This window comes from Pseudomonas sp., assembly GCF_017744435.1.
Taxonomy (GTDB): Bacteria; Pseudomonadota; Gammaproteobacteria; order Pseudomonadales; family Pseudomonadaceae; genus Aquipseudomonas.
The window spans coordinates 40,479-62,925 of sequence record NZ_JAGIBG010000007.1 but is presented as its reverse complement, the minus strand read 5'-3'; the positions used below and the strand labels follow the sequence as shown (position 1 = coordinate 62,925).

The window sequence follows — 22,447 nt, the reverse complement described above, 5'->3', positions numbered from 1 at the left end:
ATGAACCGAACGCACCTGAAATCGGCCGCCTGGTTGGCCACCCTCGCCCTGCCGCTCCCGGCCCTGGCGGACTTCATCGACGACAGCCACGCACGGCTGGAGCTGCGCAACCACTACATCAACCGCGACTTCCGCCAGAGCAACGCGCCCCAGGCCAAGGCCGAGGAATGGGCCCAGGGCTTTACCGCGAAAGTGGAATCGGGCTTCACCGAGGGCATGGTCGGCTTCGGCCTTGATGCCATGGGCCAGCTGGGCGTCAAGCTCGACTCCAGCCCTGACCGGCGCAACACCGGCCTGCTGCCGTTCGGCCCGGACAGCCATGAGCCGGTCGACGACTACAGCGAGCTGGGCCTGACTGGCAAGGTGCGCGTGTCCAAGAGCACCCTGCGCCTGGGCACCCTGCAGCCGATCCTGCCGGTGGTGGTGTACAACGACACCCGCCTGCTGGCCTCGACCTTCCAGGGTGGCCAGCTGACCAGCCAGGACATCGACGGCCTGACCGTCAACGCCGGGCGCCTGAGCAAGGTCAACCTGCGCGATTCGTCCGGCCGCGACGACATGGGCTATGGCGCCGCGACCAGCGACCACCTCGACTTCGGCGGTGGCAGTTACGCGCTCACCCCGCAGACCAGCGTCAGCTATTACTACGCCAAGCTTGAAGACATCTACCGCCAGCAGTTCGTCGGCCTGATCGACACCCGCCCGCTGGGCGAAGGCCTGAGCCTGCGCAGCGACCTGCGCTACTTCGACAGCCGCAACGACGGCGCCGAACGCGCCGGCAACATCGACAACCGCAACTTCAACGCCATGTTCACCCTCGGCGTACGGGCCCATAAGTTCACCGCCACCTGGCAGCAGATGTCCGGCGACAGTGCGTTCCCGTTCGTCAATGGCGGCGACCCGTTCACCGTCAACCTGGTGACCTACAACACCTTCACCCGCGCCGGGCTGGACTCGTGGCAGCTGCGCTACGACTACGACTTCGTCGCCATGGGCATCCCCGGCCTGAGCTTCATGACCCGCTACACCGACGGCCGCCATGCCGAAACCGCCACGGTCAGTAACGGCCGTGAGCGCGAACGCGACACCGACCTCACCTACGTCATCCAGAGCGGCCCGTTCAAGGACGTCAGCCTGCGCTGGCGCAACGTCACCTTCCGTTCCGGCAATGGCCTGACCAACGCCGTGGACGAAAACCGCCTGATCATCGGCTACACCCTGGCGCTGTGGTAACAGCGCCCACAAGAGGAAAACAGCATGTCTGACGCCCCAACCCTGCAGAGCTTCATTGCTGGCCGCTGGATCGGCCAGCACGGCGCCCAGGCCCTGCGCAGCGCCCTGGACGGCCATGTCCTGGCCTACAGCCACGAAGAACGCCCGGATTTCGCCGAAGCCGTGGACTTTGCCCGCGCACGCGGCCTGGCCGAGCTGATGGCCATGGACTTCCAGCAGCGTGCACAGCGCCTCAAGGCCCTGGCGCTGTACCTGGCCGAGCGCAAGGAACAGCTCTACGCCCTGTCGCACCACAGCGGTGCCACCCGCGCCGACAGCTGGATCGACATCGAGGGCGGCAATGCCACGCTGTTCAGCTACGCCGGCATTGGCAGCCGCGAACTGCCGTCGGGCAACCTGGTGCACGAAGGGCCGGCGATCCCGCTGGGCAAACAGGGCCACTTCGCCGGTAGCCACATCCTGGTGCCGCGCGCCGGCGTCGCCGTGCACATCAACGCCTTCAACTTCCCGATCTGGGGCATGCTCGAGAAGTTCGCGCCGACCTTCCTGGCCGGCATGCCGTGCATCGTCAAGCCAGCCACCTCGACCAGCTACCTGACCGAAGCCGTGGTGCGCCTGATGAACGACTCCGGCCTGCTGCCGGCGGGCAGCCTGCAACTGGTGATCGGCAGCACCGGCGACCTGCTCGACCGCCTGCAGGGCCAGGATGTGGTGACCTTCACCGGCTCCGCCGACACTGCCGCGAAACTGCGCATCACGCCCAACCTGATCCGCAACTCGGTGCCGTTCACCGCCGAGGCCGATTCGCTCAACTGCGCCATCCTCGGCCCGGATGTCAGCCCGGACAGCGAAGAGTTCGAGCTGTACATCAAGGAAGTGGTGCGGGAAATGACCACCAAGGCCGGGCAGAAGTGCACCGCCATCCGCCGCGCCATCGTCCCGGCCAGGCACATCGATGCGGTGGCTAGCCGCCTGCGCGAGCGCCTGAGCAAGGTCGTGGTCGGTGATCCATCGGTAGAAGGCGTGCGCATGGGCGCCCTGGCCTCCCATGACCAGCAGCGCGACGTCGGTGAGCGTGTGCGCAGCCTGCTGCTGAGCTGTGATCAGCTTTTCGGCGCCAGCGATGGCTTTGCCCCGCGTGGTGAAGGCGTCGCCGAAGGCGCGTTCTTCGCCCCGACCCTGCTCCAGGCCCGCGACCCGCATGCCGAGGGCGGCGCCCATGACATCGAGGCGTTCGGCCCGGTCAGCACGCTGATGGCCTATGACGACCTGGATGAAGCGTTGGCCCTGGCCGCCCGCGGCAAAGGCAGCCTGGTGGCGACCCTGGTCACCGCCGACCGCGCCGTCGCCGCCAAGGCCATCCCGGTTGCCGCCGCTTGGCACGGGCGCCTGCTGGTGCTCGACAGTGAAGCTGCCAAGGAATCCACCGGCCACGGCTCGCCGTTGCCGCAGCTCAAGCACGGCGGCCCGGGCCGCGCCGGGGGTGGCGAGGAGCTGGGCGGCCTGCGGGCGGTCAAGCACTACCTGCAGCGCGCCGCGGTGCAAGGCTCGCCCAGCATGCTGACCGCCGTCACCGGCGAATACGTGCGTGGCGCCGAAGTGATCGAGACCGAAGTGCATCCGTTCCGCCGTTACTTCGACGACCTGCGTATCGGTGAATCGCTGCTGACCCACCGTCGCACCGTGACCGAAGCCGACCTGGTCAACTTTGGCTGCCTGTCGGGCGACCATTTCTACATGCACTTCGACGAGATCGCGGCCAAGGAGTCGCAGTTCGGCAAGCGCATCGCCCATGGCTACTTCGTGCTCTCCGCCGCAGCCGGGCTGTTCGTCTCGCCAGGCGCCGGGCCGGTGCTGGCCAACTACGGGCTGGACACCCTGCGCTTCATCAACCCGGTCGGGATCGGTGACACGATTCAGGCGCGGCTGACCTGCAAGCGCAAGATCGACCAGGGCAAGACCAGCCCGCTGGGGCAGCCGCAAGGGGTGGTGGCCTGGGATGTGGAAGTCACCAATCAACTGGGGGAGTTGGTGGCCAGCTATGACATTCTGACCCTGGTGCTGAAGAAGTAACAAATGGGTTGGCTGTGCCGGCCTCTTCGCGGCTAAAGCCGCTCCCACAGGGTATGTGCGGTCCCTGTGGGAGCGGCTTTAACCGCGAAGAGGCCAGTACAGGCGCCACATAAAGGCACATAGCCACCTCGTACATCCGCCCTAATGCCCTGCCCGCTCCTCGGCGCTATAGTCCGGCCATCCGCCACACCCCACGCCAAGGAAGCCATCCACCATGAAACCCGCCAAGCTCCTGCTGAGCGCCGCTGTCCTGTTCGCCGTCGCCGGCTGCCAGACCATCAAACCTTCCGACCAGACCCTCAAGGAACGCGCCGAATTCGCGCTCAATACCCCGGTCAGCAAAGTCGCCAACGTGCGCAGCGACAGCACCCTCACCTACTACACCGTTACCACCGCCAAGGGCGAATACAACTGCCAGATGCCCAGCGGTGCCATCGTCGCGGTCGGCAGCATGGGCCTCTATGAGCCCACCCCGTCCTGCCTGAAGGAAGGCCAGGCGATCATCCTGCAGTGATGCTGCCGCTGCCCCCGGCGCCACGCTCCAGCACCGGCGCCGCCGGCACCTCGCGCAAGGCCCGCAGGGCCGCGCGCAATTCCGCCGGGCGCACCGGCTTGGACAGGATTGCGATATTGCGCCCCCGCACGATCGCCTGGATCTTCTCCAGGTCATGCCCGGTCATGATCAAGGCCGGCACTTCCCAGCCCCGCTGCGCCCGCAAGCTGTCGATGCAATCGACCCCGGTGGCCTCCTGGCCCAGGTCGTAGTCGGCGACGACCACGTCACATTCGCTGACCAGCCCCATGGGTGAGCCATGCGCTTCAACTTCGCAGCCCCAACGCTGCAGCAGCGCCGAGGTCGCACGCAACACGTTGTGATCATCTTCCACCAGGCACACCTTCAGGCCGCCGAGCATGGCACCCTGCAACCCGTGCTGTTCGCTACGTTGGGGCAATGGTTGTGCGGCCAGCCGCGGCAAGCCCTGCAGGCTGACGGCCGTACCATGGCCGACACGAGAACGCAGCTGCACCTGCAAACCCATCAAATGGCCCAGGCGCTTGATGATCGAAAGGCCCAGGCCAACTCCTTCGACGTCCTTGTCACGCACCTGCCGAACCCGGTAGAACTCTTCGAAGACCAAGCCCTGATGCACCTCATCGATCCCGCGCCCCTGGTCATAGACCACGATGGCCAGCGCTTCACCCTGACGCCGCACACCGATCAGCAGCGGCCGCTGGGCGGCGTACTTGAAGCTGTTGGACAGCACGTTCTGCACCATGGTCGCGAGCATGCCGCGGTCGGCGCGGGTCCAGTGCGCGCAAGGACGCAAGCGCATCTCGACGCCGGCCCAGCGCGCCGCTTCGGCATTCTCGCGCAGCAGTTCGGCGAGAAAATCATGCAATGCAAAGGCCTCGTACTTCGGTTGCACGCGGCCATTGTCCAGCGTGTACAGGTCGAGGATCGAGCGGAACAGCTGCGACACGTTGAGCAGCGAGCGGTCGATGCTGTCCACCAGGCGCCGTTCCTGCTCGGCCAGCGGCGCTTCGCGCAGGCAGGCGGTGAACAGGCCGATGGAGTGGATCGGTTGGCGCAGGTCATGGCTGGCCTGGGCCAGAAAGCGCGACTTCTCCCGGGTGGCGGCCATCGCCAGCTCCGAGGCCTTGCGCGTGCGCTCCAGCAGCATATGGGCGTAGAGCGGGATGACCGTACTGGTGGTGAGCAGCATCAGCACCATGAACGGGTTGGCCTGCCAGTACGGGTTGAGCTGGTACACCGCCACCAGCGCGGTCAACGCCAGCACCGTGGCGATGGCCAGGTAGCGGGTGCCGAAGCGCATGCCGTTGCCCAAGTTGACCCAGACCATCACCGCATACAGCGGCAGCGCCGCTTCGCCGCCAAGTACCAGGCCGAAGCAGGTGCCGGTGTAGTCGTGCACGATGCCCAGCACCCGCCGCCACGGGTAATGCCCCGGCCAGCGGGCGATGGCCTGGCGCAGGCCGATCGACAGCACGATGAAGCTGATGATGTAGTAGATCACCGGCAGGTAGCTGTCGATCGATTCACCCGGCAGGAAACCCAGTACGGTGATGTAGACCAGCGCGCAACTGGCGACGATGACGCGCAGGTTGGCCTGGTCGAGTTCGTTGTTCTTGTTGTAGTCCATGGTGTACGTCCTTGTGCACGGGGTCGCATAACCGCCCGTTTGGCGCAGCGCTTGCCGTTGGCGAATGCTAACTTAGCATGGTCGGAACAACCGCCGTTCACAGGGAGTATCAGGACGTGACGTGCCGCATCATCGTGGCGGACGACCATCCATTGTTCAGGGAAGCGATGGTCCGCACCGTGCAAAGGGTATTGCCACAGGCGCAGCTCGAGGAAGCTGGCGACCTGCAGCAGGTGTTGGCGCTGGCCCGCGAGGGCGAAGCACCGGACACGCTGATTCTCGACCTGCGCTTCCCGGGGCTCGACTGCATCGAGCGGCTGGCCGAGCTGCGCCAATTGTTGCGCCGTACCACCCTGATCATCGTGTCGATGGTCGACGATCCGGCGCTGATCGAGCATGTCATGGCCAGTGGGGTCGATGGCTTCATCGGCAAGAGCGTCGCCCCTGACGAGCTCGGTGCGGCGATCCTGGCCATCCGCGAGGGCGAGGTGCTGGTCAGGTACAGCCCTTCGGGGTTGTTGCCGTGCCTGGGCAGCGCCAGCGAGCTGGAACAGCTCACCCACCGCCAGCACGAGGTGCTGCGCCTGATCGCCCAGGGCAAGACCAACAAGGAAATCGCCCGCGCCCTGGACATCTCGCCGTTCACCGTGCGCATTCATGTGTCGTCTTTGCTCAAGGCGCTGAATGTCACCACGCGTACCGCCGCTGCGGTCAAGTACAGCGGTACCTGATGCCGTTGGTCGGTATCGCCTGCGTCTGGACTGATCAGGTCAGGGTGCCAGCCACTCTCAGTCAATGAGGGGTGGTCGATGGCTTTGCCTCTCACGCCTGTACCTGGCCCACCCAGGTGGGCCCTTTCCACGAACGAGGGCGCCGTCATGAACAGACGACTGCACATGGGCGGAGGTAGCGCCCAGGACGACTGGCCGGAGCTGGACCCGGACCAACGCAACGACCGGACAGACGACCCGGATGCCGACTCGAACCAGACCGATGACGATCAGAACCGGCCTGGGGTGCCTGCCAGCGACCCCGAGTCCGGTGCATGAGGCACTAGCTGGTCACACTGGAGTCGCTTACCGCCTGGCTGGGCTTGCCACCTGATTCGCGCCAACTCACTGCGGTTATCCCGTAACGCTCAGCCATCGGCCGGCTCACCTTCCTGATCTTCTCTCGCCCGAATTTGGGGATGATGCCGATCCCTGCATCACAACTTGCCCAGTGCCAAGCCTCGGCGTTATCGATTTTCTCGAGCCGGATGATGAAGCTGCGCGGCTCGCCGTGCAGCAGGTAATCGATAATGTAAAGCTGCGGACTCGGCATCACGCGGCCCTCCTCTTCTCCATGGATGACTTCTTCATTGAGTGATGCCGTCCGCGAAAGATTCAAAAAGATTGTCGAACAATTGAAGGAGCCGGCAGGCGGCCCGCCAGCCAAACGGGCGGGCCTTGGCGAGCGCCGCTATTGCTGATGCGGGCGGCCCCCGCCGTGGCTGTTCTGCCCGCCCTTGCGGCCGGCCTCCGAGGCCCGTTGCCGATCGTTGGCGAAGTTGCCGCCAGACGCCTGGCCGCCTTTGTGGCCGGCACGGGAGGCGCGTTCGCGATCGTTGGCGAAATTGCCTGGGTTGGTTTCCTTGGTGCCGCCACGTTGTCCGGTCCGTTGTTGATCACCAGCCATGTCGTTTCTCCTTGCGATGCGGATGGGTTGGGTGCATGAAACGGTGCCATGCCTTAGTTCCGAACCGGCGATGGGCGGGTCTGCTCAATCGGATTGCGTGCGGCTGACCGGTGGCACGAAAGGTTCTGGCTGCAAATGCTTGTGCGGCAGGTATTGGCAAGGCAATTTTTCTGCAGGGCGACGGTCACAACTTCAAACGGCCCCCACCCTTGCAATGCCTCGCAGCAGAGCCGACGAGCGGCCTATAATGCTCGTTCAGCTGCCCGACGATGCGTCGATGGGCCATCATCCAGGTCTGCACAAGGCAACTCCATGACGTCGTCCCCTGAGCAACCCGCATCGCCGCAAAACCCAGCGCTGAGCCCCAGCCACCTGGATTTCCCGGTGGTCGGCATCGGCGCTTCGGCCGGCGGGCTGGAAGCCATCCGCACCTTCTTCCAGCAGATGCCTGGCGATTGCGACATGGCCTTCGTGGTGGTGCTGCACCTGTCGCCCGACCACCAGAGCGTGGCCGACCGGATCATCCAGGAGGCCACGTCGATGCCGGTGCGCCAGGTCACCGAGCCCGTGCCGATCGAACGCAATCACGTCTACGTGATATCCCCGGCCAACCGCCTCTCCACCAACGACGGCTACCTGCGGGTCACCCCGGCCAACCGCCGGCGCGGCGACCACGTGGCCATCGACCTGTTCTTCCGTGACCTTGCCGACGTGCACAAGGACCACGCCTTCTGCGTGGTGCTGTCGGGCACCGGCGCCGATGGCGCGGTGGGCCTGTCGCGGATCAAGGAGCAAGGTGGCGTGACCCTGGTGCAGACCCCGGACGACGCGCAATACGACAGCATGCCGCGCGCCGCCATCGAAACCGGCATGGTCGATCTGGTGCTGCCAGCTGCGGAAATGCCGCAAAAGCTCATGGAGCTGTGGCGTACTGCACGCCAGGTGAAGCTGCCGGAAATCGAAGACGACACCCTGCCGCCGCCCCTGGGCACCCGGGCCGGCGATGCCCAGGCCGCAGAACCCTTGCTCGAAGAGATCCTGCTGCAACTGCGCAGCGCGACCGGCCACGATTTCCAGCATTACAAGCGCGCCACCGTGCTCCGGCGGATCGAGCGCCGCCTGCACGTGACCGGGCAGACCGACCTGGGTGGTTACCTGCGCTACCTGGAGCAGCACAGCAGTGAAGCCACTGCCTTGCTGGGCGACATGCTGATCGGCGTTACCAACTTCTTCCGCGACCGTGAGGCGTTCGAGTCGCTGGAGCGTCATGTGCTGCCGCAACTGGTCAGCGAAGGCGAGGACAATCGCGAGATTCGCGTCTGGTCGGCCGGCTGCTCCACGGGCGAAGAGGCCTACAGCCTGGCGATGCTGGTCAGCGAGCAACTGGCGCTGGAACAACGTGCCAGCAAGGTTCAGGTGTTCGCCACCGACCTGGACGAGCGCGCCATCGGCGTTGCCCGCATGGGTTCCTATCCGGAAGCGATTTTACCGACGTGCCGCCCACCCGCCTGCGCCAGTTCTTTATCAAGGAAGATCAGCATTACCGGGTGCGCAAGGAAGTCCGGGAAAAGGTCCTGTTCGCCCGTCACAACCTGCTGTCCGACCCGCCGTTCTCGCAGATCGACCTGATTGTCTGCCGCAACCTGCTGATCTACCTGGACCGCGAGGTGCAGGAAGATATCCTGCGGATGTTCCATTTCGCCCTGCGCAGCGGCGGCTACCTGTTCCTTGGTACCTCGGAATCTGCCGACGTGGCCAATGAGCTGTTCACCCCCGTGGACAAGCGCAACCGGATTTTCCGGGCCCGCGACGTCAGCCCGGCTGGCCGCAGCTCAGGCCGGCAACTGCCCGCCGCAGGCATGGCCAACCTCGCCCAGGGCGCCCAGGCCAAGGCCAAGCCAGGCCGCAAGCCGTCCTATGCCGAAGTGCACCACCGCGCCCTGGCCCGGCGTACGCCGCCCAGCCTGATCGTCGACAGCGAAGGCAACATCCTGCATATGAGCGAAGGTGTCGGGCGTTACCTGCAACTGGCCGGTGGCGAGCCGAGCCGCAACCTGCTCAACCTGGTGCTGCCAAGCTTGCGCCTGACCTTGCGCAGTACGCTGTTCCAGGCCCGTCAGGGCATCGAGGCCGTGACCTCGCGCCCAATCGACCTCGGCGAAGGTGAGCACAGGCAGCAGGTGGAAATCACCGTGCAACCCTACAAGGACGAGCTCAGCGACAACGAGTGCCTGCTGGTGGTGTTCGAAGAGCGCGCGCCCGACCCGTCGTTGCCGCTGCCCGGTGTCATCCGCCAGACCGACAGCATGGTGCTGCACAACCTGGAACGCGAACTGCAACGAACGCGCCTGCAACTGCAGGAAACCATCGAGCAGTCGGAGATATCCAGCGAAGAACTGACCGCCTCCAACGAAGAAATGCAGGCGATCAACGAAGAGCTGCGTTCGGCCAGCGAAGAACTGGAAACCAGCAAGGAAGAGCTGCAGTCGATCAACGAGGAACTGCTCACCGTCAACTACGAGCTCAAGAACAAGGTCGAGGAAACCGACAAGGTCAACGACTACCTAAGCAACCTCATCGCCTCGACCGACATCGCCACGGTATTCGTCGACCGCAACCTGCACATTCGCTGGTTCACCCCGCGCGCCACCGACCTGTTCAACATGCTGCCAGTGGATACCGGCCGCTCGCTGCTGGACATCACCCACCGCCTCGACTATCCGGCCCTGGCCGATGACGCCCGCGCCGTGGCCAAGGGCGAAACCATCATCGAACGCGAAATCGGCGGCCACGGCGATCACTGGTACCTGGCACGCCTGCTACCCTACCGCTCCAGCGAGCAGAAAATCGACGGCACGGTGCTGACCTTCATCGACATCAGCAAGAACCACGCCGCCGAAGAGCGCGTGCGCCTGGGTGAGGAGCGGCTGAGCAAGCAGCTGGCCGAATCGCAGAGCTCCAGCCACATGAAGGACGAGTTCTTCGCGGTGATGTCCCATGAGCTGAAGCACCCGCTGAACCTGATTCAGCTCAATGCCGAAATCCTCCGCCGGCTGCCCACGATCAAAAGCATCGGCGCCGCCAGCAAGGCCGTGACGACCATTTGCGAAGCAGTGTCCAGCCAGGCGCGGATCATCGATGACCTGCTGGATGTGGCACGCATTCGCACCGGCAAGCTCAAGCTCAAGACCGAGCCGGTCGACCTCGGCGCCATTGTCCAGGGCATCCATGCCGTGGTACAGAGCGAGCAGCACCCTTGCCCGGTGCGCCTGGAGCTGCCTGCCGACAACCTGCCGCTGATCATCGAGGGCGACGTCACGCGCCTGGAGCAGATCATCTGGAACCTGCTGAACAATGCGCTGAAGTTCAGCCCGCCCGGCAGCGAGATTCGCCTGGTGCTGAGCCACGACGAGCTGCAGGCGCGGCTGCAGGTGATCGACCAGGGCGTGGGGCTGAACCCCGACAGCCTGGAGCACATCTTCGACCTGTTCAGCCAGGCGGCTCCGCAGTTGGCCAACCATGGCCGGGAAGGTCTGGGCATCGGCCTGTCACTGGTGCGCCAGCTCGCCGAAGCCCATGGTGGCAGTGTCGAGGCCAGCTCGGCGGGGCTGGGCAAGGGCTGCACCTTCACTGTGCGCCTGCCGTTGTGCGACCCCGGTTTGCAACCGCGTGCCGATGGGCCCGAACCGTTCAGCGAGGGGCGGTTGCAAGGCACCACCATCTTGCTGGTCGACGATTCACTCGAAGTCCTTGAGGTCATGCAAGAACTGCTGGAGATGGAGAGCGCCGAAGTCATGGCCTACAGCGACCCGCTGAAGGCCCTGGAGGCGGCTGCCGACGGGCACTATGACGTGATCATCTCGGACATCGGCATGCCGGGCATGGACGGTCATGCGCTGATCAAGGCCCTGCGTGGCCATGCCCACCTGCGCAACACCCCTGCGATAGCTCTCACCGGTTACGGTGCCAGCGCCGATCAGTACAAGTCGCGCCAGTATGGCTTCGATCGTCACCTGAACAAGCCGGTGGGCTATGACGAACTGGTCGAGGCAATCGAGGCACTGAACGGTTCGGTGCCTTACTGAAAGGCCGGGGCTGCAGAGCAGCACCCCGCAATTCAGGCGTGCACGCTCCACTGGGTGCTGTCGGCCTCGATCGGCAGTTCATCGATGGCATGGATCATCCCGCTCTCCAGCGCCTCGCTGGGGCCGAGGATCCGCGGATACGCCATCAGGTAGCGCGGCACATCCAGCACTTCGCGGCTGCCCTCGGTACGTTCGGCGACAATCTGCGCATACAGGCGCAAGTCATAGTCCAGGCTCATGGCGTATTCCGCCATGCGCGCATGGTCTACCGAACCGTGCAGCGTCCAGTGGAACGGGTGGAACAGGAACTTGCTGTAGCTGCATGCCGTGCGGTGCTCGCCCGCCAGAAACAGGATATTGCCCATGGACTCGACGGTGCCGAGGTTATGGGTGTGCACGCTGACCGGCAGCGCACGCAGGAAGTTGTACAAGGTAAAGCCGTAGCTGCATTCGCCGCCCATGGTGGCGATGTTCAGCTGCAGCACGTCGGCACCCTGCTGCAGGGCGCGCGAGCAGGTGTTGATCAGGTTGCCGCAGGTGGATGAATTGATCGGCCCGGTGAAGTGGATGATATGTCTGGCCATGCTTGCCTCCAGTCTTGGCGGGTCATTCCTTCGATGTTTGCCCATCATCGCCGCGCTCGGCCATCTGCTGGTACTGCTTGCGCAAGGCATGCAACTCGGCCGGGTCCATGTCCTCCAGGTCAAGCAGCGCCTTGTGCGCCTTGTGGGTGGTGCGCAGCAATTCGTCGATCTTGATATGCAGCTCGTCGTTGTCGCGGTTCTGGGTGTTCTGGATCAGGAACACCATCAGGAAGGTGATGATGGTGGTCGAGGTGTTGATCACCAGTTGCCAGGTGTCGTTGAAATCGAACAACGGCCCGGTGATGCCCCATACCAGTATCAACAGGAAGGCGACGCCGAACGCCATCGGCCGCCCGCTCCAGTTGGCCAGCCACTGACAGAAGCGATCGAATTTCATCCCGACGATCTCCTGCGTTGCATATCCGCTATGCGGTGGAATCGCTGGCGCCGGCAAAGTTCAACTCCCGCCTGCAACATGGCCTTCGATCATCTGCGCTGAACCCTCGCAGCCCCGCTCCGGTCGCACGTTGACTGATGTTCAAAGGATCAGGCCATGAGGACAGCTGCGTGAACAAGACCTTGCCCGTCCCCCGCTGCATCATCGACAAGGTGACGGCGGTGCACCGCCTGAATGTGCTGACAATCAACGTGCACAAGGGCTTCACGCTGTTCAACCGGCGCTTCATCCTGCCCGAGCTGCGCGACGCGGTGCGCGCCACCAACGCCGACCTGGTGTTTCTCCAGGAAGTGCACGGCAGCCACCAACAGCATGCCGTGCGCCACCCGACCTGGCCCGAAACACCACAGTACGAATTCCTTGCCGACAGCATGTGGCCGCAGTTCGCCTATGGCCGTAACGCGGTGTATCCCCAGGGTGACCACGGTAATGCCCTGCTGTCGAAATTCCCGATCGCGCATTACCAGAATCTCGACGTGTCGATCCATGGCAACGAACAGCGTGGCCTTCTGCATTGCCGCCTGGAGGTGCCAGGCCATGAGCAGGTGCATGCGATCTGCGTGCACCTGGGGCTGCGCGAGGCGCACCGGCAAAGCCAGGTACAGCTGCTGCTGAAGCTGCTCGACAGCCTGCCGGCGCAGGCTCCGGTGATCATCGCGGGCGACTTCAATGACTGGCGTCTAAAGGCCGATGCGGTGCTCTCCCAACGCCTGGTCGAAGCCTTCGGCGAGCATTTCGGCAGCCCGGCACGTAGTTTCCCGGCACGCCTGCCGCTGCTGCGCCTGGACCGCATCTACCTGCGCAATGCCATGCCGACCAAGGCCCAGGTACTTTCCATGTACCCCTGGTCGCATCTGTCCGACCATGCGCCACTGGCTGCGGAGATCAACCTGTGAACAGACCTTGGGTAGAGGGCAACAGCGTCCAGTTGCTGATCAATGGCGAGGCCTATTACCCACGGGTGTTCGAGGCGATGGCCCGGGCGCGGGAAGAGATTTTGCTGGAAACCTTCATCATCTACGACGACAAGGTCGGCCAGCAGTTGCAGCAGGTGCTGATCGATGCCGCCGGGCGCGGGGTACGAGTGGAAGTCGCGGTGGATGGCTACGGCACCGCCGACCTGCCCGACAGTTTCGTTGCAGCGCTGACCGATGCTGGTGTCAGTGTTCATGCCTTCGACCCGCAGCCCAGGCTGGCCGGTATGCGCACCAACCTGTTCCGCCGCCTGCACCGCAAGATTGTGGTCATCGATGGCGAACAGGCATTTATCGGCGGCATCAACTACAGCGCCGACCACCTGAGTGATTTCGGCCCAATGGCCAAGCAGGATTACGCCGTTGAGGTGACCGGGCCGGTGGTGGCGCAAGTGCATGCCGCCAGCCGCAGGCTGATGGCCCCGGTGCTGGAACCGCCCAGTGAGGTACGCCCGCTGACGCAGCCGACCGGCCGCAGCACGGCGGTGCTGGTCGAGCGCGACAACCGGCTGCGCAGCACCGACATAGAGACCCACTACCTGCAGGCCCTGCGTGGGGCACGGCGGCGGGTGGTGGTGGCCAACGCCTACTTCTTCCCCGGTTACCGCCTGCTGCGCGAGTTGCGCAATGCGGCGCGGCGCGGCGTCGAGGTCACCCTGATTCTCCAGGGCCAGCCGGACATGCGCTGGGTGCGCGCCCTGTCACGTCTGCTCTACAACTACCTGCTGCGCGACGGCGTGCGCATCCGCGAGTATTGCCAGCGGCCGCTGCACGGCAAGGTGGCGCTGGTTGACGACCAGTGGGCCACGGTCGGTTCTAGCAACCTCGACCCCCTGAGCCTGTCGTTCAACCTGGAAGCCAACCTGTTCATCCGTGACCCGGCCTTCAATCAGCAACTGTTCGAACACCTGCAGCAACTGGCCGTCGAACAGTGCAAACCGGTGACCCTGGAACGGATGGTGCGCGGCTACTGGTGGCGAGCACCGCTGATCTTCGTGTGCTTCCACGTCATCCGGCATTTCCCAAGGATCGCCGGCTGGTTTCCCGCTCACCGCCAGCGCCTGCATTCGGTGCAGCCGGAGGTCGAGGCCCAGGGCGACCTGCATGAGGGCAAAACCTGATGGCACAGAAAGCCTGGCAAATCTGGGGCAAGCGGTTGTTCACCGTGGCGTTCCTGATCCTGATCCCGGTCTTGCTCTATGTGCTGGCCCGCAACCTGGAGTGGAACGAGGTACGCCAGTCGCTGCTGGCCTACAAGCCGGGCACGCTGGCCATCGGCTTGTTTCTGGCGCTGTGCAGCTACCTGATCTTCGCCAGCTACGACCTGCTGGCAAGGGCTTACACCGGCCACAACCTGCCGGCCAGGCAGGTGCTGCCGGTAGCGTTCGTGTGCTACGCCTTCAACCTCAACTTCACCACCTGGGTGGGTGGCGTTGCCTTGCGCTACCGCCTTTATAGTCGCCTGGGCCTGGACACACCGACCATTACCCGCATCCTCACCCTTGGCCTGCTGACCAACTGGATGGGCTACATGCTGCTGGCCGGCAGCGTGTTCGCCCTGGGCCTGGTCGAATTGCCGGCGAACTGGGCGGTCGGCGCCAGTGGCCTGCGATTGATCAGTGTGCTTTTGCTGGCCATCGCCGTCGGCTACCTGCTGGCTTGCGGCTTTGCGAAAAAGCGGACCTGGCGCTGGCGTGAGCACGAAGTCACGCTGCCCTCGCTGCGCTTGGCCCTGTGCCAGGTGGCGCTGGGTGCCAGCAACTGGGCCATGATGGCCTTGCTGATTTTCTGGCTGTTGCCTGGCGATGCGTTCTACCCCTCGATCCTCGGCATCCTGCTGATCAGCTGTGTGGCGGGGGTAGTCGCCCATATTCCTGCCGGCCTTGGTGTGCTCGAAACCGTGTTCCTCGCCCTGCTCCACGGTCAGATCGGCCAGGGCACCCTGGTGGCGGCACTGCTGGGGTACCGGACGTTGTACTACCTGGTTCCACTGGTAGCTGCTGTGGTCACCTATCTGATCCTGGAAAAGCGCGCCAAAGCCATGCGCCGGCGCGACAAACCGGCGTGAGTGGCCCGGTAGGTAACTTACTCGCTTATGGTGTCTTGCCCTCGTCATCCTCGATCACGTCATCTGTCCACGGCTCCCCGTCCAGCGGCGCGGAGCGTGCAAGCTCTGCTTCGTCCAAGCCGATGCCGCCGCCAATTTCATCGGCACCCACGCGGCGCAGGGCCTGGTCAGCCGGCCCGCCGCTGCCGGGCTCATGCGGGTCGCGGGCGCCGGTTTCGTCCAGCAGCGTGTCCGGGCTCAGGTCATCATAGGTAACGCCGTCTTCATGCAGGCTGTCGCTCAAGGCTTCGCCGCCGGTCATGCCGCTTTCTGCAACGCGGCGGGCCGGGAACTCTTGCGCCACCTCTACAGCCGGCCGTTCATCACCGGCCCGACCTTCGTGGTCGTCTTGGTCATTGAAGTCAAGTTCATGAACGCTGCCCATGCGGTCTTCGGTGGTGTCGATTTCGCTCGGTGCATAGGGCTTGGGGTCATCGGGTCGGGTCATTGCCGTTCTCCATCGGTGCGGTACACACGGTCGACTCCGCCAAGCTGCGTATGATTCAGAGTTTTTTGAACTACCGAGCAGGCGGCCGCCTCCCAATCTACAGACAGCGAATGCCCGGAGGCCGCCATGGTCAAGCCCCTTGCAGAATACGAGCGCAAGCGTGACTTCAACGCCTCGCCGGAGCCCAGCGGCCAGCGCAAGCGGGGCAAGCGCGCCCACGCCTTGCAGTTCTGCATCCAGAAGCACGACGCCAGCCACCTGCACTACGACTTCCGCCTGGAACTGGATGGCACGCTGAAGAGCTGGGCCATCCCCAAAGGCCCGTCACTCGACCCGAAAGTGCGGCGCCTGGCGGTGCATGTCGAAGATCACCCGCTGGACTACGCGGACTTCGAGGGCCATATCCCCGAGGGCCATTATGGCGCCGGCGATGTGATCGTCTGGGACCGGGGTGTCTGGGAGCCCGAAGGTGATGTCCGCCAAGCCTACGCCAACGGCAAGTTGCGCTTTCGCCTGCAGGGCGAAAAGCTCAACGGTGTGTGGAACCTGTTCCGTACTCACTTGGCGGGCAAGAAAGAGCAATGGATGCTGGTGAAGTCGCACGACGAACAGGCGCGTAGTGAAGACGAATACAGCATCGTCGAGGCCCAGCCGGACAGCGTGCTCAGTGACCGCATGCTGTTGCCCCGGCGTACGGCAAAAGCCAAGGCCTCGCCAACCCGGACCAACCGCAAGCGAACCGGGAGCGCAGTCAAGGCTGCACTGCCCGAGCACCTGCAGCCGCAGCTCGCAACCCTGGTCGATTCGCCGCCCGACGGCGACTGGCGTTACGAGGTGAAATTCGACGGTTATCGCATGCTCGCCCGGATTGATGGCGACGACATCCGCCTGTTCACTCGCAATGGCCATGACTGGAGCGCCAGGATGCTTGGCCAGGTTGCCGCACTACGAGCGCTGGGTGTCGATTCGGCCTGGCTCGATGGCGAGATGGTGGTCAACGACGAGCACGGCAAGGCGGACTTTCAGGCCCTGCAGAATGCCTTCGACACCGAGCACGACGAGCAGATCAGCTACTACCTCTTCGACCTGCCCTATCTGGGCGGCCAGGACTTGCGCCAATTGCCGCTGCGAAAACGTCGCGAAGCCTTGCGCCGGCTGCTAGAGCACAGCGAGTCGGACAGGCTCAGGTATTCCGAAGACTTCGACCAGCCCGTCGAGTCGCTGCTGGACAGCGCCTGCCGCCTTGAACTCGAAGGCCTGATTGGCAAGCGCGCGGACAGCCCCTACGTGGGCCGCCGCAGCGCCGACTGGGTCAAGCTCAAGTGCAAGCAGCGCCAGGAGTTCGTGATTGTCGGCTTCACCGACCCCAAAGGCAGCCGCAGCGCCTTTGGCGCGCTGTTGCTGGCCCTGCACGACAACGACAGCGGCGAGCTGCGGTACGCAGGCAAGGTCGGCACCGGCTTCAGCGCCACCACGCTGGACAGCATCCATGCCCGCCTCAAGCCGCTGGAAATCGCCCGGCCCGCACTGCCCAAGCCGCCGACCGGCGTTGAAGCACGTGGCGTGCACTGGCTCAAACCGCAGCTGCTGGCCGAGGTTGCCTATGCCCAGATGACCCGCGACGGCGTGGTGCGCCATGCGGTGTTCCATGGGCTGCGCGATGACAAGCCCGCCACTGCCATCGATCTGGAGCGCGCCATGCCCGGCAAGAACCTGCCCAAACGCCAGCAATCCGACCTTCCGGACGACCTTGGCGAGCTGCGTTTGACCCATCCCGACCGGGTGATCGACGCTACGATCGGTGCCACCAAGCGGCAGGTCGCCGAGTACTACGCCGAAGTCAGCCAGTGGCTACTGCCGCAACTCAAGGACCGCCCCGTGGCGCTGGTGCGGGCACCGGACGGCCTGGCTGGGGAACTGTTCTTCCAGAAGAACGCCGGGCAGTTGCACATCCCCCATGTGCTCACCTACGACAAGGCCGAAGCCGGTCAGGCGGCCATGGTCATCAACCGCGCCGATACCCTGCTGGGCGCGGTGCAGATGAACATGCTCGAACTGCACACCTGGAACGCCACCGACAAGGATTTCGACAAGCCCGACCGCTTCGTGCTCGACCTCGACCCGGACCCGGCGCTGCCGTGGAAGGCCATGCTCGAAGCCACGCAACTGGCCCTCACCCTGCTCGACGAGTTGGGCCTGAAGGTGTTTCTGAAGACCAGCGGCGGCAAGGGCATGCACCTGGTTGTCCCCCTCACCCGTCGTGCCGGTTGGGACGAGGTGAAGGATTTCAGCCACGCCATCGTCGACTACCTGGCCAAGCTGTTCCCCGATCGGCTCAGCGCTGTTTCAGGGCCGAAGAACCGAGTGGGCAAGATCTTCATCGACTACCTGCGCAACGGCAAGGGCGCCACCACGGCGTGCGCGTATTCCCTGCGCGCCCGGGAGGGCCTGCCGGTATCGGTGCCGATCTGGCGCGAAGAACTGGCTCAGCTCAAGGGCGCCAACCAGTGGCATATCGGCAACTTGCATGAACGCTTGGCCGAAGCCGACGATCCGTGGGCCGACATGGCCAAGACCCGCCAATCGATCACCGCGCGCATGCGCAAGCAAATGGGGATGGCATGAGCATCGTCCAGGATTTCGACCTCAACAACCTTGACCGGCTGTTGCGCACCTTTGGCGAGCGGCCGCTGCCGCTGAACCTCGACACCCAACTGCCGCAACTGATCCAGGCCCTGCAGGCCGACCACCTCGACCTGCTGCCCCTGCCCGGCCAAGGCAACACCTTGCGGCGCTGGCAGACCTTGGCGCGGGTGGCCGGTTGCGACCTGGCATTGGCCAAGCTTTACGAGGGGCATACCGATGCCCTGGCCATCCTCGCTGAATGTGGCGCAGCGCACCACGTCGACGAAGGCATCTGGGGCGTCTGGGCAGCAGAGCCGCCAGATGCCCGCGCACGCATCGTCGCCCGTGACGGCGACCAGGTGCGCCTGGCCGGGCGCAAGGCCTGGTGCTCCGGCGCCCTGCAGATCGACCGGGCGCTGATTACCGCCTGGACCGCAGACGACCAGCCGCAACTGGTAGCGATCGAGCTGGCGCAGCCGAGCCAGGGCTTGAGTATCGACAGCTGGCAGGCCGTTGGCATGGCAACCACCGCGAGCATCGAGGTGAAATTCGACCATACGCCCGGCATCGCCATTGGCCGCCCCGGGCAATATCTGTCGCGCCCCGGCTTTTGGCACGGCGGCGCCGGTATTGCCGCGTGCTGGTATGGCGCCGCCGAGGCCTTGGCCGACTACCTGCGGGCGCATTGCCGCAAACCGCGGCCCGATGCCCACGCCGATGCCCACCTGGGTGCGGTGGACGCCGCCTTGTTTGGCGCACGCGCTGCGCTGCGCGAGTGTGCGGCATGGATCGACCGGCAGCCCGAGGCCGACGCCAGTTTCGAAGTGCGGCGTACCCGCGCCCAGGTCGAGCACGCGGTCGAGCAGGTGATCCACCACGTCGGCCGGGCGCTGGGGGCTACGCCCTTCTGCCGCAACAGCCACTTCGCCAGGCTCAGCGCCGACCTTCCGGTCTACTTGCGCCAGAGCCATGCCGAACGTGATCTGGCGGCATTGGGCGCGCAACTGACACAAGTACCGGCAGGAGCCTGGAAGCTATGAACACCAACCTGATCCAGTCCAGCGACGGTACCCCCTGGGCCGAATGGCAGCAGGCCGCCCACCTGGCGCGTGCCACCTGGATAACGCCGCAACAACTGTGCCCGCCCGGGCGACGCCTGGTGCTGATTGCGCCGCACCCGGACGACGAGGTGCTGATGGCCGGCGGGTTGCTGACCCATTTTCAAGGTCGCGAAGACGAACTGCTGCTGATTTCCGCCACTGACGGTGAGGCTAGCCACTCTGACTCCGAACACTGGACCGAGCATCGCCTGCGCAGGCAGCGCCCGCTTGAGAGCCGGCAAGCCTTGCAGCAGCTCGATCTGGACCTGAACCGCCTGGACTGGCGCCGGCTGAACCTCAAGGACGGCGCCTTGCCCCGCGAAGAAGCGTTCCTGGTCAACCACCTGACCCAGGTGCTGCGGCCTGATGACGTGCTCATGGCGACCTGGCGCAGCGATGGTCATGGTGACCACGAGGCGGTCGGCAGGGCCGCTGCGCAGGCCGCGCAGGCGCGCAAGGCGCAATTGATCGAAGTGCCGGTGTGGGCCTGGTACTGGGCTCAGCCGGACGATCCGCGCCTGCCCTGGCCACGCGCCCATCGCATTGCGCTGGACGACACCGCCCTGGCGCGCAAACGCAAGGCCCTGGCCGCGCATGTCAGCCAGCTGGAGCCGGATGGCCCGCGCGCTCCGGTGCTGCCGGCCCGGTTGCTGGATTGCCTGCTGCAACCTTTCGAACTGGTGTTCCTGTAACGGAGTGATCATGAGCCTTGATGCGCAGTATTTCGCCGACCTGTATGCCCGCAACGAAGACCCGTGGGCCTTCCGCACCCGCTGGTATGAGAAACGTAAACGCGAGCTGGTCGCGGCCAGCCTGCCACGCCAGTGCTACCAGCGAATCTTTGAGCCAGCCTGTGCCAATGGTGAACTGAGCGTGCTGCTGGCCGAGCGCTGCGCCGAACTGCTGTGCCAGGACCTCGACCCTACAGCAGTGGGCCTGGCCCGAGAGCGCCTGGCCGATGTGCCGAATGCTTCGATCGAGCAGGCCAGGTTACCCGGTGACTGGCCGGGGGGGCGCTTCGACCTGATCGTGCTCAGCGAAATCGGGTATTACCTCGACCCTACCGATTGGCTGCAGGTCATCGAACAATCGGTCGCCAGCTTGACTTACGACGGCGGCTTGCTCGCTTGCCACTGGAAGCATCCCATCGCCGGCTGTCCGCAAGATGGCCGTGAGGTGCACCAGTTGCTGGCCAAGCACCTGCCGCTTTATCCGGTTTATCGCCACGAAGAGGCCGACTTCCTGCTCGAATACTGGTCGTGCCAGCCCAGCGTGGTCGACCTGGACGAGACCTGTCCATGATTGGCGTGGTGATTCCTGCGCACAACGAAGCCAGGCGCCTGGGGCGCTGCCTGAAGGCCATGGGGGCCGCCGTGGTCAGTGCTGAACAGGCAGGCCATCGAGCGCGTGTGCTGGTGGTCCTCGACCGCTGTGTCGATGGCAGCGCCCGAGTGGCCGCTCGGCATGCTGTCGATGTGCTTGCGGTCGACGCCGGCAATGTCGGCATGGCACGCCGCCTGGGGGCCGAATGGATGCTTGAGCGGGGCGCCGACTGGCTGGCCTGCACCGATGCTGATAGCCAGGTGCCAGCGCACTGGCTGCTCTCTCAACTGGCCTGCACTGCAGAGGTGGTGTGCGGCACGGTGCACATCGTCCATTGGCAGCCCTGGCAACGGGCGGCGCTGCGCAGGTTGTACCTCAGCCTCTATGAAGCGCGGGAGGGCCACCGGCATATCCATGGCGCCAATCTGGGCGTTTGTGCCCGGGCTTATGAGCGGGTGGGCGGGTTTCAGCCACTGGTGGCGCATGAAGATGTGCAGCTGGTACGTGACCTTGAGGCCGATGGTGCGCAGATCGTGTGGACGGCCAGGCACAGCGTGGCGACCAGCAGCCGGATCGACAGCCGGGCTCGGGAAGGGTTCGGGGATTATCTGGCGAGTCTGTAATTACCTGTTCCGGCCTCTTCGCGGGTAAACCCGCTCCCACAGGTATATCACCGCCCTTGAGGCTTGTGTGGTACCTGTGGGAGCGGGTTTACCCGCGAAGAGGCCAGAGCAGGATTCAGGAGGCCTTGCGGCTACGCTTGGCCGGTTTTTTCTCGGCAGCAGCTTTCTTGCCACCCAGGCTGCGCTTAAGCAGTTCGGTAAGGTCGATGATGTCGGCCCCTTTCTCGCCAGCCCCACCCTCGCCGTTTTCCACCACCGAGATTTTGCCTTTGCTGGCCTTCTCCTCCACCAGGTCCATGATGGTCTGGCGGAACGCGTCGTGGTACTCACCGGGCGCCCATGGCCCGCTCATGTCTTCGACCAGCCGCTTGGCCATGTCCAGCTCGCGCTTGTCGGGCTTGCTGTCGGTCACGCTGTTGTCCAGCTCCAGCGTTTCCAGGCCCCGCACTTCCTCCGGCCAGCGCAAGGTGATCATCACCAGCGCATCGTCGAGCGGGCGCAGCAGCGCCAGGTGTTGGCGGGTATGTAGCACCACGGTGGCCAGCGCCACCTTGCCGGTTGCTTCCAGGGTTTCGCGCAGCAAGGCATAGACCTTGCCGCCGCGCTTGTCGGGGCTCAGGTAATACGGTGTGTCGAACTGCTGCAGGGGGATGTCCTGCGCTTCGACGAACGAGAAGATATCGATGGTCTGGGTGGCCTCGGGGCGGGCCTTGCGGATCTCTTCCTCGCTGATCACCACGTAGCGGCCCTTCTCGTATTCCACACCCTTGACGATGTTGTCCTTGTCGATGTCCTTGCCGGTGACCTTGTTCACCCGCTTGTAGCCCACCGGCTCCATGCTGCGCTTGTCGAGCCAGTCGAAATCGACACGCTCGGTGCGCACCGCAGTATTGAGCGACACCGGGATATGGACCAGACCGAAACTGATCGCGCCTTTCCAGATAGCCCTGGCCATGGCCTGCACCTCCCAGGCCCG

The 22,447-nt window shown here is 64.7% G+C and carries 20 protein-coding genes and 1 pseudogene; 14 read left to right on the top strand and 7 right to left on the bottom strand.

The window, feature by feature from the left end; genetic code table 11:
* From J7573_RS07120 to J7573_RS07110, 3 genes are all read left to right on the top strand, one after another.
* Positions 1–1,233, top strand: a complete 1,233-nt coding sequence (locus tag J7573_RS07120; RefSeq protein WP_294331459.1) for an OprD family porin — start codon at positions 1–3, stop codon at positions 1,231–1,233.
* A 24-nt stretch (positions 1,234–1,257) separates the two neighbouring features.
* On the top strand, positions 1,258–3,306 hold the full coding sequence (paaZ, locus tag J7573_RS07115) for a phenylacetic acid degradation bifunctional protein PaaZ (protein WP_294331456.1): 2,049 nt from the start codon (positions 1,258–1,260) through the stop codon (positions 3,304–3,306).
* A gap of 214 nt (positions 3,307–3,520) precedes the next feature.
* A complete protein-coding gene (locus J7573_RS07110) occupies positions 3,521–3,820 on the top strand; it encodes a hypothetical protein (protein WP_159410483.1) in 300 nt (99 codons plus the stop codon).
* Here the strand turns inward: J7573_RS07110 and J7573_RS07105 are convergent.
* Positions 3,807–5,468 (bottom strand): hybrid sensor histidine kinase/response regulator, encoded by a 1,662-nt coding sequence (locus J7573_RS07105; RefSeq protein WP_294331450.1) that lies wholly within the window; start codon positions 5,466–5,468, stop codon positions 3,807–3,809. The two genes, J7573_RS07110 and J7573_RS07105, sit on opposite strands and share 14 nt — an antisense overlap.
* Positions 5,469–5,584: 116 nt before the next feature.
* On the opposite strand from J7573_RS07105, the gene J7573_RS07100 reads away from it, so the two are divergent.
* Positions 5,585–6,199: a response regulator transcription factor gene (locus J7573_RS07100; RefSeq protein WP_294331447.1), complete on the top strand. Its 615-nt coding sequence runs from the start codon at positions 5,585–5,587 to the stop codon at positions 6,197–6,199.
* 147 nt (positions 6,200–6,346) lie between these two features.
* The gene (locus J7573_RS07095; protein ID WP_294331445.1) at positions 6,347–6,517 is read left to right on the top strand and encodes a hypothetical protein; all 171 of its coding nucleotides are present in this window, start codon (positions 6,347–6,349) and stop codon (positions 6,515–6,517) included.
* A 4-nt stretch (positions 6,518–6,521) separates the two neighbouring features.
* Here the strand turns inward: J7573_RS07095 and J7573_RS07090 are convergent, their stop codons facing one another.
* Entirely contained in the window at positions 6,522–6,791 is a 270-nt protein-coding gene (locus J7573_RS07090) for a DUF6555 family protein (protein WP_294331442.1), read from the bottom strand.
* A gap of 138 nt (positions 6,792–6,929) precedes the next feature.
* Positions 6,930–7,145 (bottom strand): general stress protein, encoded by a 216-nt coding sequence (locus J7573_RS07085; protein ID WP_103447403.1) that lies wholly within the window; start codon positions 7,143–7,145, stop codon positions 6,930–6,932.
* A 312-nt stretch (positions 7,146–7,457) separates the two neighbouring features.
* Here J7573_RS07085 and J7573_RS07080 point away from each other — a divergent pair.
* Positions 7,458–11,230 (top strand): annotated as a pseudogene (locus J7573_RS07080) (CheR family methyltransferase).
* A 32-nt stretch (positions 11,231–11,262) separates the two neighbouring features.
* On the opposite strand, the gene J7573_RS07075 reads toward J7573_RS07080, so the two are convergent.
* A complete protein-coding gene (locus J7573_RS07075; RefSeq protein ID WP_294331435.1) occupies positions 11,263–11,814 on the bottom strand; it encodes an ATP-dependent Clp protease proteolytic subunit in 552 nt (183 codons plus the stop codon).
* A 22-nt stretch (positions 11,815–11,836) separates the two neighbouring features.
* The gene (locus tag J7573_RS07070; protein ID WP_294331432.1) at positions 11,837–12,211 is read right to left on the bottom strand and encodes a low affinity iron permease family protein; all 375 of its coding nucleotides are present in this window, start codon (positions 12,209–12,211) and stop codon (positions 11,837–11,839) included.
* Between the two features lie 170 nt (positions 12,212–12,381).
* Between J7573_RS07070 and J7573_RS07065 the strand changes: the two genes are divergently transcribed.
* The 3 genes from J7573_RS07065 to J7573_RS07055 are packed head-to-tail and all read left to right on the top strand — an operon-like array spanning position 12,382 to position 15,313.
* Positions 12,382–13,167 carry an endonuclease/exonuclease/phosphatase family protein gene (locus J7573_RS07065; protein ID WP_294331426.1) on the top strand — a complete coding sequence of 262 codons (786 nt, stop codon included), beginning with the start codon at positions 12,382–12,384 and terminating at the stop codon, positions 13,165–13,167.
* Entirely contained in the window at positions 13,164–14,366 is a 1,203-nt protein-coding gene (gene clsB, locus J7573_RS07060; protein ID WP_294331424.1) for a cardiolipin synthase ClsB, read from the top strand. Before J7573_RS07065 ends, clsB begins: the two co-directional genes overlap by 4 nt.
* A complete protein-coding gene (locus J7573_RS07055; protein ID WP_294331421.1) occupies positions 14,366–15,313 on the top strand; it encodes a lysylphosphatidylglycerol synthase domain-containing protein in 948 nt (315 codons plus the stop codon). Before clsB ends, J7573_RS07055 begins: the two co-directional genes overlap by 1 nt.
* 25 nt (positions 15,314–15,338) lie before the next feature.
* On the opposite strand, the gene J7573_RS07050 is transcribed toward J7573_RS07055, so the two are convergent.
* A complete protein-coding gene (locus J7573_RS07050; protein ID WP_294331419.1) occupies positions 15,339–15,800 on the bottom strand; it encodes a phosphotransferase system, HPr-related protein in 462 nt (153 codons plus the stop codon).
* Between the two features lie 126 nt (positions 15,801–15,926).
* Between J7573_RS07050 and ligD the strand changes: the two genes are divergently transcribed.
* From ligD to J7573_RS07025, 5 genes are read left to right on the top strand one after another with little or no spacing between them, the layout of a single operon-like run.
* A complete protein-coding gene (ligD, locus tag J7573_RS07045) occupies positions 15,927–18,425 on the top strand; it encodes a DNA ligase D (RefSeq protein WP_294331416.1) in 2,499 nt (832 codons plus the stop codon).
* On the top strand, positions 18,422–19,465 hold the full coding sequence (locus J7573_RS07040; protein ID WP_294331413.1) for an acyl-CoA dehydrogenase family protein: 1,044 nt from the start codon (positions 18,422–18,424) through the stop codon (positions 19,463–19,465). Before ligD ends, J7573_RS07040 begins: the two co-directional genes overlap by 4 nt.
* Positions 19,462–20,217 (top strand): PIG-L family deacetylase, encoded by a 756-nt coding sequence (locus J7573_RS07035; protein ID WP_294331411.1) that lies wholly within the window; start codon positions 19,462–19,464, stop codon positions 20,215–20,217. The genes J7573_RS07040 and J7573_RS07035 overlap by 4 nt, the downstream gene beginning before the upstream one ends.
* A 10-nt stretch (positions 20,218–20,227) precedes the next feature.
* Positions 20,228–20,827: a class I SAM-dependent methyltransferase gene (locus J7573_RS07030; protein ID WP_294331408.1), complete on the top strand. Its 600-nt coding sequence runs from the start codon at positions 20,228–20,230 to the stop codon at positions 20,825–20,827.
* Positions 20,824–21,471: a glycosyltransferase gene (locus J7573_RS07025; RefSeq protein ID WP_294331405.1), complete on the top strand. Its 648-nt coding sequence runs from the start codon at positions 20,824–20,826 to the stop codon at positions 21,469–21,471. The genes J7573_RS07030 and J7573_RS07025 overlap by 4 nt, the downstream gene beginning before the upstream one ends.
* 115 nt (positions 21,472–21,586) lie before the next feature.
* Here the strand turns inward: J7573_RS07025 and J7573_RS07020 are convergent, their stop codons facing one another.
* On the bottom strand, positions 21,587–22,426 hold the full coding sequence (locus tag J7573_RS07020; RefSeq protein ID WP_294331402.1) for a Ku protein: 840 nt from the start codon (positions 22,424–22,426) through the stop codon (positions 21,587–21,589).
* Positions 22,427–22,447 lie beyond the last annotated feature (21 nt).

Excerpts from the sequence above, each read along its gene's own strand:
- J7573_RS07120 (WP_294331459.1), top strand. The coding sequence starts at position 1 with ATGAACCGAACGCACCTGAAATCGGCCGCCTGGTTGGCCACCCTCGCC.
- paaZ (WP_294331456.1), top strand. The coding sequence starts at position 1,258 with ATGTCTGACGCCCCAACCCTGCAGAGCTTCATTGCTGGCCGCTGGATC.
- J7573_RS07110 (WP_159410483.1), top strand. The coding sequence starts at position 3,521 with ATGAAACCCGCCAAGCTCCTGCTGAGCGCCGCTGTCCTGTTCGCCGTC.
- J7573_RS07105 (WP_294331450.1), bottom strand. The coding sequence starts at position 5,468 with ATGGACTACAACAAGAACAACGAACTCGACCAGGCCAACCTGCGCGTC.
- J7573_RS07095 (WP_294331445.1), top strand. The coding sequence starts at position 6,347 with ATGAACAGACGACTGCACATGGGCGGAGGTAGCGCCCAGGACGACTGG.
- J7573_RS07090 (WP_294331442.1), bottom strand. The coding sequence starts at position 6,791 with ATGCCGAGTCCGCAGCTTTACATTATCGATTACCTGCTGCACGGCGAG.
- J7573_RS07085 (WP_103447403.1), bottom strand. The coding sequence starts at position 7,145 with ATGGCTGGTGATCAACAACGGACCGGACAACGTGGCGGCACCAAGGAA.
- J7573_RS07075 (WP_294331435.1), bottom strand. The coding sequence starts at position 11,814 with ATGGCCAGACATATCATCCACTTCACCGGGCCGATCAATTCATCCACC.
- J7573_RS07070 (WP_294331432.1), bottom strand. The coding sequence starts at position 12,211 with ATGAAATTCGATCGCTTCTGTCAGTGGCTGGCCAACTGGAGCGGGCGG.
- J7573_RS07055 (WP_294331421.1), top strand. The coding sequence starts at position 14,366 with ATGGCACAGAAAGCCTGGCAAATCTGGGGCAAGCGGTTGTTCACCGTG.
- J7573_RS07050 (WP_294331419.1), bottom strand. The coding sequence starts at position 15,800 with ATGACCCGACCCGATGACCCCAAGCCCTATGCACCGAGCGAAATCGAC.
- ligD (WP_294331416.1), top strand. The coding sequence starts at position 15,927 with ATGGTCAAGCCCCTTGCAGAATACGAGCGCAAGCGTGACTTCAACGCC.
- J7573_RS07040 (WP_294331413.1), top strand. The coding sequence starts at position 18,422 with ATGAGCATCGTCCAGGATTTCGACCTCAACAACCTTGACCGGCTGTTG.
- J7573_RS07035 (WP_294331411.1), top strand. The coding sequence starts at position 19,462 with ATGAACACCAACCTGATCCAGTCCAGCGACGGTACCCCCTGGGCCGAA.
- J7573_RS07030 (WP_294331408.1), top strand. The coding sequence starts at position 20,228 with ATGAGCCTTGATGCGCAGTATTTCGCCGACCTGTATGCCCGCAACGAA.
- J7573_RS07025 (WP_294331405.1), top strand. The coding sequence starts at position 20,824 with ATGATTGGCGTGGTGATTCCTGCGCACAACGAAGCCAGGCGCCTGGGG.
- J7573_RS07020 (WP_294331402.1), bottom strand. The coding sequence starts at position 22,426 with ATGGCCAGGGCTATCTGGAAAGGCGCGATCAGTTTCGGTCTGGTCCAT.